Origin of the sequence: Pseudomonas taeanensis MS-3 (genome assembly GCF_000498575.2) — a bacterium.
Lineage (GTDB): Bacteria > Pseudomonadota > Gammaproteobacteria > Pseudomonadales > Pseudomonadaceae > Aquipseudomonas > Aquipseudomonas taeanensis.
Map to the genome: position 1 here is coordinate 113238 of NZ_AWSQ01000004.1, position 13657 is coordinate 126894.

11 protein-coding genes and 2 pseudogenes are annotated in these 13657 nt (G+C 60.4%); 6 read left to right on the plus strand and 7 right to left on the minus strand.

Annotated features, from left to right (window positions below; translation table 11 throughout):
• Positions 1-93: 93 nt before the first annotated feature.
• Both TMS3_RS14260 and TMS3_RS14265 read right to left on the minus strand, forming a co-directional pair.
• Positions 94-2202: a molybdopterin-dependent oxidoreductase gene (locus TMS3_RS14260; protein WP_025165953.1), complete on the minus strand. Its 2109-nt coding sequence runs from the start codon at positions 2200-2202 to the stop codon at positions 94-96.
• A 148-nt stretch (positions 2203-2350) separates the two neighbouring features.
• Entirely contained in the window at positions 2351-2782 is a 432-nt protein-coding gene (locus tag TMS3_RS14265; RefSeq protein ID WP_025165954.1) for a hypothetical protein, read from the minus strand.
• Between the two features lie 330 nt (positions 2783-3112).
• On the opposite strand from TMS3_RS14265, the gene argF reads away from it, so the two are divergent.
• Positions 3113-4033, plus strand: a complete 921-nt coding sequence (argF, locus tag TMS3_RS14270; protein WP_025165955.1) for an ornithine carbamoyltransferase — start codon at positions 3113-3115, stop codon at positions 4031-4033.
• Entirely contained in the window at positions 4030-5139 is a 1110-nt protein-coding gene (locus tag TMS3_RS14275) for an ABC transporter ATP-binding protein (RefSeq protein ID WP_025165956.1), read from the plus strand. Before argF ends, TMS3_RS14275 begins: the two co-directional genes overlap by 4 nt.
• 63 nt (positions 5140-5202) lie before the next feature.
• Here TMS3_RS14275 and TMS3_RS24665 read toward each other — a convergent pair.
• Positions 5203-5369, minus strand: a pseudogene (locus TMS3_RS24665) (isomerase); the annotation flags it as partial.
• Positions 5361-5465 (minus strand): annotated as a pseudogene (locus tag TMS3_RS25970) (isomerase); the annotation flags it as partial. The pseudogenes TMS3_RS24665 and TMS3_RS25970, both read right to left, overlap by 9 nt.
• Positions 5466-5799: 334 nt before the next feature.
• On the opposite strand from TMS3_RS25970, the gene TMS3_RS14285 reads away from it, so the two are divergent.
• Complete coding sequence (locus TMS3_RS14285) at positions 5800-7029, plus strand: hypothetical protein (protein WP_025165958.1); 1230 nt, start codon at positions 5800-5802, stop codon at positions 7027-7029.
• Positions 7030-7161: 132 nt separating this feature from the next.
• Positions 7162-7944, plus strand: coding sequence for a type IV pili methyl-accepting chemotaxis transducer N-terminal domain-containing protein (locus TMS3_RS14290; protein WP_025165959.1), 783 nt, complete (start codon positions 7162-7164; stop codon positions 7942-7944).
• A 9-nt stretch (positions 7945-7953) separates the two neighbouring features.
• Here TMS3_RS14290 and TMS3_RS14295 read toward each other — a convergent pair whose 3' ends face one another.
• The 3 genes from TMS3_RS14295 to ybaK all read right to left on the minus strand — a co-directional run bounded on the left by TMS3_RS14295 (position 7954) and on the right by ybaK (position 10865).
• Positions 7954-8739, minus strand: coding sequence for a substrate-binding periplasmic protein (locus TMS3_RS14295; protein ID WP_051394241.1), 786 nt, complete (start codon positions 8737-8739; stop codon positions 7954-7956).
• A 52-nt stretch (positions 8740-8791) separates the two neighbouring features.
• The gene (gene glpK, locus TMS3_RS14300; RefSeq protein WP_025165961.1) at positions 8792-10279 is read right to left on the minus strand and encodes a glycerol kinase GlpK; all 1488 of its coding nucleotides are present in this window, start codon (positions 10277-10279) and stop codon (positions 8792-8794) included.
• Between the two features lie 115 nt (positions 10280-10394).
• Positions 10395-10865 (minus strand): Cys-tRNA(Pro) deacylase, encoded by a 471-nt coding sequence (gene ybaK, locus TMS3_RS14305; protein WP_025165962.1) that lies wholly within the window; start codon positions 10863-10865, stop codon positions 10395-10397.
• A 284-nt stretch (positions 10866-11149) separates the two neighbouring features.
• Between ybaK and TMS3_RS14310 the strand changes: the two genes are divergently transcribed.
• Both TMS3_RS14310 and glpD read left to right on the plus strand, forming a co-directional pair.
• Complete coding sequence (locus tag TMS3_RS14310) at positions 11150-11908, plus strand: DeoR/GlpR family DNA-binding transcription regulator (RefSeq protein ID WP_025165963.1); 759 nt, start codon at positions 11150-11152, stop codon at positions 11906-11908.
• A 137-nt stretch (positions 11909-12045) separates the two neighbouring features.
• Positions 12046-13587, plus strand: coding sequence for a glycerol-3-phosphate dehydrogenase (gene glpD / locus TMS3_RS14315; RefSeq protein WP_025165964.1), 1542 nt, complete (start codon positions 12046-12048; stop codon positions 13585-13587).
• The last annotated feature ends 70 nt before the right edge of the window (positions 13588-13657 follow it).

Here is a 13657-nt window from a genome sequence, read left to right on the forward strand (position 1 = left end):
GGGCTTAACTATCCGACTCAACTTGCCGACTCACGGATCGGCATGGTGGCGGCATTGTAGCGAAAAGCCGAGCGTAATGCTCGGCCTTACCCCTCAGGCTGCGTCGACCTGAACCGGTACCCCGTTGAGTACGGCGTTACCGGACAAGCTATCGAGCTGACGCTCGTCAGTCAGGTCATTGGCACTGGCGCCGGGTTGCGCGCTGGCAATTTCCAGCTTCACTCCACGGCGCGTGTGCCCCCAGCCGTGGGGAAGACTGACCACGCCGGCCATCATCTCCTCGCTGCCGACCACTTCCACCTCGATCACCCCAACCCGCGAGCGAACTCGCACCCGCTGTCCATCGATGAGGCCACGCAGCGCCAGATCCGCAGGATTCATCAACAACTGATGGCGCGGCTTGCCTTTCACCAGGCGGTGGTAGTTGTGCATCCAGGAATTATTGCTGCGCACATGCCGACGCCCAATCAACAGCAGCTCACCCGCATCAGGCGCCGACTGTTCGGCAAATCGTTGCAGATCTGCCATGAGAATGCTCGGCGCGGCCTGCACCTGCTGCGTCGACGTTTTCAACCGGCCGGCGAGGTTCGACTTAAGTTCACCCAGATCCAGGCCGTGGGGATGCTCACGCAAAGCGGCCACGGACAGTTTGTGCGCAGAACGGTCGCCGTACGCACCAGCACGCAGGCCCATGTCGATCATCTGATCCGGCGCCAGGATGGGTTTAAGCTCACCGCCAACCTTTGTCGCAAAGGCCTTGGCCAAGCCGACGAATATCTCCCAATCGTGCAAGGCGCCGGCCGGCTTGGCCAATACTGCCTGGTTGAAGCGAGTGACGTTACGCACGGCGAACATATTGAAGGTAGTGTCGTAGTGATCGTGCTCCAACGGCGCGGTCGGCGGCAGGATCAGATCGGCGTAACGAGTGGTTTCGTTGATATAAAAATCGACGCTAAGCATGAACTCCAGCCCTTCCAGCGCCTGCTCCAACTGGCGCCCGTTGGGTGTCGACAGCACCGGATTACCGGCCACGGTGACCAAGGCGCGAATCTGCCCCTCACCTTCCGTCAACATTTCCTCGGCCAAGGCCGAGACCGGCAGCTCACCGCCATACTCCGGCAGCCCAGACACCCGGCTCTGCCAGCGATTGAAGTGGCCGCCGGAAGTTGATGCAACCAGATCCACCGCAGGCTGGGTACAGAGCACACCACCCTGGCGGTCGAGGTTGCCGGTAACCAGGTTGATCAGCTGCACCAGCCATTGACAGAGGGTGCCGAACGCCTGGGTGGATACCCCCATGCGGCCGTAGCACACGGCCTTATCGGCAGCGGCGAAATCCCGCGCCAACTGGCGGATCACCTCCGCCGGTACGCCGCAGCGACCGCTCATGGCTTCGGCGCCGAAACCGGCGATGGCCTGACGCACCTCATCCAGCCCCTCGACCGGCAAGTGACTGGCACGGGTCAGGTTCTCTTCAAACAGGGTATTCAGCAGGCCGAACAACAACGCAGCGTCCTGCCCCGGACGAACGAATACATGCTGATCGGCAATCGCCGCCGTTTCACTGCGGCGTGGGTCGACCACCACCAACTGACCGCCACGCGCCTGAATCGCTTTCAGACGCTTTTCCACATCCGGCACGGTCATGATGCTGCCGTTGGAGGCCAGCGGATTGCCGCCAAGGATCAACATGAAGTCGGTGTGGTCGATATCTGGAATCGGAATCAGCAAACCGTGGCCGTACATCAGGTGACTGGTCAGATGATGTGGCAGCTGATCGACCGAAGTGGCGGAGTAACGGTTGCGGGTTTTCAGCTGTCCGAGAAAGTAGTTGCTGTGAGTCATCAACCCATAGTTATGCACGCTCGGGTTGCCTTGATAGACCGCCACTGCATTTTGCCCATGACGGGACTGAATCTCGCTCAGGCGCTCGGCAACCAGGGAAAAGGCATCCTCCCAGTCGATCGCCTGCCACTCGTTGCCGACTCGGCGCATCGGCTGGCGCAAACGGTCGGGATCATTCTGGATATCCTGCAGTGCCACGGCCTTGGGGCAGATATGACCACGACTGAAGCTGTCCTGAGCATCGCCCTTGATCGAGTTAATCTGGGTCGAGCCATCAGCTTGGGTTTCGGTTTCGATGGTCAAGCCGCAAATAGCTTCGCAGAGATGGCACGCGCGGTGATGGAGGGTCTTGGTCATGGCCTAGCCTCATATTCTTATTCGAGACGACCGCTCGGGTCGATGCAGACAAGACTATGGAGGCTGGAGAGGACGTGCGCTAGCAGCGTTCGTTTCATGAATCGGCCGGCATCATGCCAGCCGATTCAGGCGTGCAGACAACTAATCCTTAGCGGATAGCAGTCACGGTGCCTTTTTTACCGGTCACTTTGACGTTGACGGTTTTGTAGACGAAGTAGTCTTCAACGCTCACTTCGTAACGCGGTGCAACGATCAGATCGGCACCCGAAGACATGACGGCCTTGTATGCCGCTGCGGATTTGGCGGAAGCAACCGGGTCAATGCCCAATGCAAAACCACCCTCACCACCACCGTAAGTCACGCCATCGGCGAACTGAGTGTCACCACCCAACTTGATCACGTTGAACAGGATGTTCACCGAGGATTGCCCGGAGATGGTCTCGCCTACTTTCACATCGGCCTTGAGGTTGGTCTCAACGGCACCGTTCAACGGCGCGGTTGGTTGACTGACGTTCTGGCTGGCACAGCCAGTCAACAGGGCGAGGGCGGAAAAAGCGGCGGCGTAGGCTACGTGTTTCATGCAAGACTCCTTTGCATAACATTCCATGGAAACCCCATTGCGGGGTAATGCATTGCCTCGATAAGGCGCGGGCATCCTAGAAGCCCAATCTAGAGGGTTCAAGCAGCGCTACCAGTTTTGTGACAGCTCGCACACGGAAAGAGCAAAAGACTGACACGACCTGCCGTTAGCAATTACCGACCGGACAATTTGCGCCTGCTCGTCATTTCCTTATAAGATCGCGCCTTCCCCGTTTCGTCGCTGTTTGCGGCCCCTAGCCGCAGGTTCCGCCTATTCCCCTGTTAACCTGGCCGTTGAACCTGCGCTTTGTTGTGAAAAAGGTAGTTAACGATGAGCGCAAGACACTTTCTCTCGCTGATGGACTGCACACCTGATGAACTGGTGAGCCTGATCCGACGCGGCATGGAGCTGAAGGACTTGCGCAACCGCGGGGTGCTGTTCGAACCGCTGAAAAACCGCGTGCTGGGAATGATCTTCGAGAAGGCCTCGACTCGCACCCGCCTGTCCTTCGAAGCAGGGATGATCCAGCTGGGTGGCCAGGCGATCTTCCTCTCGCCGCGTGACACGCAACTGGGCCGCGGCGAGCCGATTGCCGACTCCGCCATCGTCATGTCGCGCATGCTCGACGCGGTGATGATCCGCACCTTCGCCCACAGCACCCTGACCGAATTCGCCGCCCATTCGCGAGTGCCGGTAATCAACGGCCTGTCCGATGACCTGCACCCCTGCCAACTGCTGGCCGACATGCAGACCTACCTCGAGCACCGTGGCAACATCGCGGGCAAGACCGCAGTCTGGGTCGGCGACGGCAACAACATGTGCAACTCCTATATAGAAGCCGCACTGCAATTCGACTTCCAGCTGCGCGTGGCCTGTCCAGAAGGCTACGAACCAAATGCCGCGCTGCTCGCCCAGGCCGGCGACCGCGTGCAGATCTTCCGGGACCCGCGCGAAGCGGTGGCCGGCGCCCACTTGGTCAGCACCGACGTCTGGGCCTCGATGGGCCAGGAAGAAGAAAGTGCCGAGCGCATGAAGCTGTTCAAGCCCTATCAGGTCAACCGTGCACTGCTCGATACCGCAGCCGAGGACGTACTTTTCCTGCACTGCCTGCCAGCGCACCGGGGCGAGGAAATCAGTGTCGACCTGCTCGATGACCCACGCTCGGCCGCCTGGGATCAAGCGGAAAACCGCCTGCATGCGCAAAAGGCCCTACTGGAATTCCTCGTCGAGCCGGCGTACCACCACGCATGAGCCATCCACTGCTGCTGAATCTGCATGGCCTGAGCTGTGGCTACCATGAGCACAGAGTCGTGCAGAACCTCAATCTGCACTTGAATGCCGGTGACATCGGCTGCCTGCTCGGCCCCTCGGGCTGCGGCAAGACCACCACCCTGCGCGCCATCGCCGGCTTCGAGCCGGTGCTTGAAGGCGAGATTCAGCTGGCCGACACAGTCATCTCCCGCGCCGGCTTCACCCTGGCTCCGGAGAAGCGTCGAATCGGCATGGTGTTCCAGGATTACGCGCTGTTTCCGCACCTGAGCGTGGCCGAGAACATCGCCTTCGGCATCCGCAAGCAAGCTAATTGCGAGCGCATCACTGACGAACTGCTTGAGCTGGTCAAGCTCAGCCACTTGGGCAAACGCTACCCGCACGAGCTGTCCGGCGGGCAACAACAGCGCGTAGCTCTGGCTCGCGCCCTTGCACCGGAACCTCGCTTGCTGCTGCTTGACGAACCGTTTTCCAACCTCGATGGCGAGTTGCGCAGGCGCTTGAGTCACGAGGTGCGCGACATTCTCAAGGCCCGCGGCACCAGTGCCATCCTGGTCACCCATGACCAGGAAGAGGCCTTCGCCGTCAGCGATCATGTCGGCGTGTTCAATGAGGGCCGACTCGAGCAATGGGACACGCCCTACAATCTCTATCACGAGCCCCTGACGCCTTTCGTCGCCAGTTTTATCGGCCAGGGCTACTTCATTCGCGGCCTGCTGCTCAGCCCCGACTCGGTGCAGACCGAGCTGGGCTTGATTCGTGGCAACCGCGCCTACACCTGGCCAACCGGTAGCGCGGTGGACGTGCTGCTGCGCCCGGATGACATCGTCTACGCACCGGACAGCGAGCAGAAGGCTCTGATCGTCGGCAAGACCTTCCTCGGAGCCGCCACCCTGTATCGCCTGCAACTGGCAACCGGTAGCCAGCTCGAGTCGATCTTCCCCAGCCACGCCGATCACCAGCCGGGCGAAGAAGTCGGAATTCGCGTTGCCGCCGATCATCTGGTGGTGTTTCCAGTGCCCGGCAGCATCGCCGCTCACGTCAACCTGAAGGACTCAGGCGTGCGGCGTTACAGCAGCGCCAACTGAGTGAGTGCCTGCAAAGAGAGCTGATGCACTGGTGTGCAACCTGCTCTCGGCAGTAACTCAGCTTCAGCTCTCCCCCAGCCATAAACGACCGCTGGCGACCAGCACGGCCTGGCCGGCTATTTTCACTCGCTCGTCCTCCAGTCGACAGTACAGCTCACCACCACGCGTCGAACACTGGTAGGCCCGCAGCTCGCGCCTACCAGACGCTCGGCCCAATAGGGCATCAGGCTATCGAGCAGCCAGGCATCGAGACGATAGACCACCGCCGGGTTGCCGCTGAAAGGACGATGAGTGAAAGCATCGATCTGATGAAAATCGAGGTGCATGGCCGCGCTCATGAATGCTGGTGGCTGCCAGCCTGCCGCATGCCGTGGGGTGATACAGCCAGCCTGCGAGTGCGCGGTACAGCTGCACTGTCTCAATGCGCAACGAGCGAGCCTGGTGCACGAGTCAATAGCAAAACGCTCTTAAAAACAAATTATCCATAATAAATCAATAACTTGCAGACTCTGGCACGCCGCCTGCTAGGACCCGTCCCGGTCAGCACAACGGCGTGTCTGCCACTCAACCGACAACGACGTCACGGAACCCTGCTCCTCTTGGAGTCGCGGGCACTGTGACGTTTTTTTTTGCGTTATTTGGCCTACAGGAAAGAGCGCTATGAGCATGATTAAACCGACACTGATGTCGCTGGCCGTTGCCACCGTCACCTTCAGCCACGCCGCCTTCGCCGCAGAAGACTTCAGCAATCTGTTCACCCAGGGCAAAGCCATCTTTGATGCACGCTACCGTTATGAGCATGTCGACCAGGACAATGCCCTCAAGCATGCCAACGCTCAGACCCTGCGCAGCCGTGCCGGCTTCCAGAGTGGTAAGTGGTACGGCCTGTCCGCCCTGATCGAGGCCGACAACGTCAGCCGTATCGGCGATGCCGCCTACAACAGCACGCGCAACGGTCAGAGCGACTACTCGGTGGTCGCCGACCCGGACGGCAGCGAAGTCAACCAGGCCCTACTGCGTTACGACCACGCTTACGGCAACGCCGTCGTCGGTCGCCAGCGCATCAACCTGGACAACCAGCGCTTCGTCGGTGGCGTCGCCTGGCGGCAGAACGAGCAGACCTACGACGGCGCACTGGGCCAGCTCAAGCCGCTCGAAGGCCTGACCCTGAGCTATGCCTATATCGACAACATCAACAGCATCTTCGGTCCCGGCAATGGCCGCTTCGACACGCCCGGCAACCCGGCCAATATCGAGGGCCACAGCCATCTGCTGAACGCCCAGTATCAGGTCATGCCGGAACTGACCGCCACCGCCTACCAATACCTGCTGGGGCTGGACAACCTGGCCGGCGGAAGCCAGTCGAGCAAGACCACTGGCCTGCGCCTGAACGGCGCCGTAGCCGGGGTCAGCTATGCCCTGGAATACGCCCAGCAACAGGACTACGCCGATAACCCGCTGCAATTGGACAGTGACTATTACCTGGCCGAACTGGGTTACACCCTCAAGGGTGTGACACTCAAAGGTGGCTATGAAGTGCTGGGTGGCGACAAGGGGCCCGGCAACCGCGCCTTCCAGACGCCGCTGGCCACCAAGCACGCGTTCCAAGGCTGGGCCGACATCTTCCTCGCCACCCCGGCAGACGGGGTCAAAGATGCCTACGTCGGCGCCACGCTAGCGCTGTTCGGCGGCAGTCTGCAGGCGTGGTACCACGACTTCCGCGCCGAACAGGGCAGCAGCCAGTACGGTGAGGAAATCGATGTCGCCTATGGCCATCCGATTCCGGGGGTGAAAGGTCTGGTCGGTTTGCTCAAATACGCCAGCTACGATGCCGATGAGTTCGCCGTCGACACCGACAAGCTGTGGCTGCAACTGCAATACAGCTACTGACAACCCGAGAAGCCTGCCGGACTTAACGCTGCCCTACTGTGGACCGTCGAGTCCGGCATTCTCCTAGCCCCGCAACGGGGCCTTTGCCGATGGTGCGCGGTACTCAGTTGCTGTGCGCCTATGGAGATTCATATGCTCAGCCGTCTTGTCCCCACCCTATTATTCGGCCTCGCCTTGCTCTGCCCTACCGCCTGGGCAGGCATCAGCGACGCCGAGGCGATGAACCTGTCCGGCATGCAACGCATGCTCAGCCAACGTATCGCCAAAAGTTACCTGATGATCGGCGCCGAAGTACGCAGTGAAGTGGCGATCAAGCAACTCGACCAGAGTGTCGCGCGTTTCGAGAGCAACTTCATCGCCCTCAGCGAATACGCCCCCACCCCGCAGATCAGCGCCGCACTGATGACCGCCAGTGATACCTGGCAGGTCTACCGCGAACTGGCCTTGACCCGTCCGAACCGTGAACAGTCTGTACGCCTGCTGCAACTCAGCGATCAACTGCTGGCGCAGAGCGAGCAGGTTGTACAACTGATCGAACGCCACACCGGCAGTCGCAGTGCGCACCTGGTCAACCTCAGTGGCCGCCAGCGCATGCTCAGCCAGCGCATCGCCAAACTCTACCTCGCGGTAAGCTGGCGCTTGCCGATTAGCGGGCTGGAAGAAGAATTATTGAAAGTCACCGAGGAGTTCGAGGTGGCGCTGCAGGTGTTACTCGCCGCCCGACAGAACACCCCACAGACCCGCGAGGCACTGCACAAGGTCGAGGCCCAGTGGCGCTTCGCCCGCGCCGGCTTTCGCCTGTCGAGCGACTCACGCTATGTACCAACGATCATCACTACCACCAGCGAAACCCTGTTGTGGCAGATGGATGGCCTGACCAGTGCTTACGAAAAAATCATGCAGCAAGACGCTTGAGTCAGAGCTTCAGAACGCCTCATACACGCCATAGGCTCTCAGCAAGGCCTGCAACCGACCATTGGTCCGGTAGCGCTGCAGGCCCTGTTCGAACAACTCGACATAACGTTTGCTGGACTCCAGAGCCGGCGAAAAAGCCAGATAGATGGGCACATCAGGTACACGACAACCAACCTGCTCAAGCGCATCCGGCATTCTGTTGCGAGACAGAAACAATGCCATCACCCAGGTATTGGCCAACACAACATCAATTCGCCCTAGCTCTACCTTCTCGACATTGATCGCCAGCGCATTATCACCCGAGGCCATCTGCACACGCTGCGAATCGCGCCGATGAGTGCGAATATAGCTGTCGATATCCTTGCCGTAGCTGTAGCCATTAATCGCGCCCAGGCTAACGTTCGCCAGGGAGGACAACCCTTCATAACGCCACAAGCGGGACGGCTGCGCATAAAAACACATGCGTGAAATACCGGGCGCCGTGTCACTGAAGAGAAAGTCCGGGGCATCTTGAACACCTGCCCCCACCAGCGCATTGAGCTTGCCCAGACGGGTGTCGTGCACCGCCCGCGCCCAGTTGAGTACCCGGTATTCGACCTCAATACCCGCCTCGGCGAAAATCTGCTCGGCCAATTCGACAAAAATACCGCGCTGGGCGGCATCTGCCGCGCAATTCACTGGGCACCAGATATCTCCGGCTATCACCAAGGTTTCTGCGCGAGCGGGCGTCGCGCCCAACAAGGCCCAGAACACCAGACCAAACACAGCTGACCAGGGCCGAGAGTGGAATTGCAAGGTTCCTACTCCTAATATGTCGTCACCCTAGATGACGGTTCATTCACTTACTCTAGCCTTCGCTGCGCACTCGTTGCACCACATCCAGCCAGCCCTCGTACAACTTGGTTCGATGGCTGTCGGCCATCCGCGGGGTAAAGCGCTGCTGCCGATGCCAGTGGCTGGCGATGGTCTCCAGGTCTTGATATAGACCTGCCTGCAACCCCGCCAGGTAGGCAACGCCGAGTGCTGTAGTCTCGGTAACCTTGGGACGCTCAACCGTCACCCCGAGGATGTCGGCGAGAAACTGCATCACCCAGTTATTCTCCACCATGCCACCATCGACACGCAGGGCACTCGGTGCCGCGGCACCGTCCTGGCGCATAGCTTCAAGCAAATCACGGGTTTGGTAACATACCGACTGCAGACCAGCTGTGACGATTTCCTTGATGCCGGTGTCACGGGTCAGACCGAAAATTGCGCCACGCGCCTTCGGATCCCAATAGGGCGCACCGAGTCCGGTAAACGCCGGCACCAGATAGACGCCGCAGGCATCACCGGTTTGCTCGGCCATGGCCTCGGTATCCCGAGCATGACTGATCAACTTGATCCCATCGCGCAGCCACTGCACCGCCGCACCTGCGACAAAGATACTGCCTTCAACAGCGTAGGTGACTTTACCATTCAGGCGATAACCGACGGTGGTGAGCAGGCGGTTTTGCGAACTCACCGGCACCTCGCCGGTGTTCTGAATCATGAAACAGCCAGTGCCGTAGGTACTCTTCACCATGCCCGGCTGGAAGCAGGCCTGACCGATCAAGGCGGCCTGCTGGTCGCCAGCCATGCCCAATACCGGAATTGCCGCACCAAGCAGACTGGCCTCGGCGATACCGAACTCGGCGGCGCAATCCAGCACCTCTGGGAGCAGGCTAGCAGGGATTTCGAACAGCTTGAGCAGCTCCTCGTCCCACTGTTGGGTATGGATGTTGAACAACAGGGTACGCGAGGCGTTGGTGGCGTCGGTCTTGTGCGACTTACCACCGGTGAGGCGCCACAGCAAAAAGCTGTCCACTGTGCCGAAGCGCAATTCGCCACGCTCTGCACGCTCGCGAGCGCCCGGCACCTGATTGAGAATCCAGCGCAACTTGGTGGCCGAGAAATACGGGTCGATCAACAGTCCCGTCTTGGCCGCCACCGCCTGCTCATGGCCGGCGCTTTTAAGTTCTGCGCAGTAATCCGCGGTACGTCGATCCTGCCAGACGATAGCCGGATGGATCGGCGCGCCGGTAGTGGCATCCCACACTAGAGTGGTTTCACGCTGATTGGTGATGCCGATGGCTGCTACGTCACTGGCGCTCAGACCACTCTGCTTGAGCGCTTCACGGCAGACCTTGAGGGTACTCAGCCAGAGCTCCTCGCCATCGTGTTCGACCCAGCCATCCTGGGGGAAGTACTGCTTGAACTCCTGCTGCGCACGCGCCACCGGCAAGCCCTGAGCACTGAAGACGATGGCACGACTGCTGGTGGTACCTTGATCAATGGCAAGCAGATAGTGAGACATGCAGATTTCCTTGTTGTTATGGGTCTAAAGAGAACAGCAGGCCCGCACCAGAGCGAGAGTACGGAGCCTTAGCGCATTGCCGTGGGTCACCGGGCGGCGCCTTCCCCCGATAAAGTCAAACCCGAGCGATCGCCGCGAACCGGGCCTGGGTGTGCAGCGCCAATACCTCGGCCGCCAGCTCAACCTCCAACCCGCGTCGCCCGGCACTGACGAAAATACTCGGATAGCGCAGAGCGGAGTCGTCAATGAAGGTACGTAAGCGCTTCTTCTGTCCTAACGGACTGATCCCACCCAGTAGGTAACCGGTGGCACGCTGCGCCACCTGCGGATCGGCCATGTCGGCCTTCTTCACTGCGGCGACATGGGCCAGCGCTTTCAGGTCGAGGCTGCCGACGACCGGCACCACGGCCACTAACAACTCGCCTTTGTCGCTGCTCGCCAGCAAGGTCTTGAACACCAGCGCAGGCTCCAACTTGAGTTTTTCTGCGGCTTCCAGACCATAGGAAGCCGCCTTCGGATCATGGCTGTAACTGTGCACCTGATGCACAGCCTTGGCTTTTTTCAGCAAATCGATGGCAGGCGTCATGTTCGATTGTGAAAATACTCGGACTTAAGTCCGCGTACCTTAGCCGAAATCGGCGTGATAGACAGTACCCAGCCGTAACGGTTGGATGAAAACGTAATGCATACAGTTCAGGCAGACCCAACGAGAACCCCTCTGACTGGCGGGATAGTTAAATGAGCTTCGAGTGCTGCGCTAAAGTGCACTGAGCACAAGAGACTTGTCCGGCCTGCTGCTCACACTGTCCAACCGTGCCTGGTAGATTTCATCCAGCCTGTATACTACCGCGCAAAACAAGGACCCCGCCCATGACCCTCGCGCCACGTCAACACGACATACTCGATCTCGCCCGCGAGCGCGGCTACGTCAGCATCGACGAACTGGTCCAGGCCTTCGGCGTCACACCGCAAACCATCCGCCGCGACATCAACCAGCTGGCCGAACAGGGTCTGTTGCGGCGCACCCACGGTGGCGCGGCGAGCGAAGCCTCAAGTACCCAGAATACCGCCTACGCCATGCGTGCCGGACAGATGCGTGACGAGAAACAACGCATCGCCCAGGCCATCGCCGCACACATACCCGATCACGCCTCGCTGTTCATCAGCATTGGCACCACCACCGAAGCCATTGCCCGCGAACTACTGAACCACAAGGGCCTGAAGATCATCACCAACAACCTGCACGTTGCCGCCCAGCTCAGCGCCAAGGCGGACTTCGAGGTCCTGGTGGCTGGCGGCACGGTGCGCGGCGACGGTGGCATCGTCGGCCAGGCGGCGGTGGATTTTATCCAACAGTTCAAAGTCGATTACGCCCTGGTCGGTATCAGCGGGATTGACGATGACGGCAGCCTGCTCGACTTCGACTACCAGGAAGTCCGCGTCTCGCAAGCGATCATCGGCAACGCCCGGCAAGCCTTTCTGGCGGCCGACTCGAGCAAGTTCGGTCGCAATGCCGTGGTACGCCTGGGCTCGATAACCCTGGTCGACCGCGTATTTACCGATGCCACACCCGCCGCAACCATCACCCGCCTGCTCACCGAGAATAAAGTCCACCTGGACGTGGTCTAACCCCCCCGGCCCCTCCGAATCCGTACCACCACTCGGCGCGAAATTAGGCACCGGGGTGGCGAGGCCGTGGGTATTCGACTAGCATATGTTCGCAAGTGAACATAATTACGTTCGATTTCGACAATATCGGTGCCGCCATGCCTACTCGCCCCAAGCACAATATCCCTCTCGCCGAAGTTTATGACCTGGCGGTCGTAGGCGGTGGCATCAACGGTGTCGGGATCGCTGCAGACGCGGCCGGTCGTGGCCTATCCGTGTTCCTTTGTGAAAAGGACGACCTGGCCGAACACACCTCATCGGCCAGCAGTAAACTGATCCATGGCGGCCTGCGTTACCTGGAACATTATGAGTTCCGTCTGGTACGCGAAGCGCTGGCCGAGCGCGAAGTCCTCCTGGCCAAGGCACCGCATATCGTCAAACCCATGCGTTTCATCCTGCCGCACAGACCACATTTGCGCCCAGCCTGGATGATTCGAGCCGGTTTGTTTCTCTACGACCACCTCGGCAAGCGCGAAAAACTGCCCGCCTCGCGCAGCCTGCGCTTCACTGCCGACAGCCCACTCAACGCCGAAATCCAACGCGGTTTCGAGTACTCCGATTGCTGGGTCGATGATGCTCGTCTGGTCGTGCTCAATGCCATGGCCGCCCGCGAGCAAGGCGCGCATATCCACACGCGCACCCGCTGCGTGAGTGCACGGCGCAACAAGGGCCTGTGGCATATCCACCTGGAGCGCGCCGATGGCAGCCTCTACTCGATTCGCGCCCGCGCCCTGGTCAATGCCGCCGGTCCCTGGGTGGCACGCTTCATCCGCGACGACCTCAAACAGGAATCGCCTTATGGCATCCGCCTGATCCAGGGCAGCCATATCATCGTGCCGAAACTGTTCGACGGCGAGCAGGCCTACATCCTGCAAAACGAAGACCGCCGCATCGTCTTCGCCATCCCCTACCTGGAGCAGTTCACCCTGATCGGCACCACCGACCGCGAGTACCTGGGCGATCCGGCCAAGGTGAGCATCAGCGAAGAAGAAACCGACTATTTGCTCAAGGTGGTCAATGCACACTTCAAACAGCAACTGAGCCGAGACGAGATCCTGCACACCTACGCCGGCGTACGCCCACTGTGCGACGACGAGTCGGACGAACCCTCCGCCGTCACCCGCGACTACACCCTGTCGCTCTCCGGGCATCCGGGCGAGGCGCCCCTACTCTCGGTATTCGGCGGCAAGCTGACCACCTACCGCAAGCTGGCGGAGTCGGCACTGGCGCAACTGGCTCCGACGTTCCCGAAGATGGGCCCGACCTGGACCGCAGCCAGCCCGCTGCCCGGCGCCGAGCAGATGGAAAGTCGACACGCGCTGGTCGAGGCCTTGTGCAGCCGCTTCGAGTGGCTCCCCCGCACACTGGCCCGCCGCTGGGCCAGCTGCTACGGCAGCCGCAGCTGGGTGCTGCTGGACGGCGCCAACAACCTCGATGACCTCGGCGAACACCTCGGCGCCGGACTCTATGCGCGGGAGATCGATTACCTGTGCCAGGAGGAGTGGGCAATCGAGGCCGCCGATATCCTCTGGCGCCGGAGCAAGCTGGGGTTGTTCATGACACCCGCGCAGCAGGCAGGCCTTAGCCGCTACCTGCAGGTCGAATCACCCCGCTGCCCGAACGATGCGCATATCGCCTGAACAGTAACTAGCAATCCCTTCAGCGCACCGACCGGTCTGTCGCTGTTTTTTGGGCAGGGGCAATGCTGCC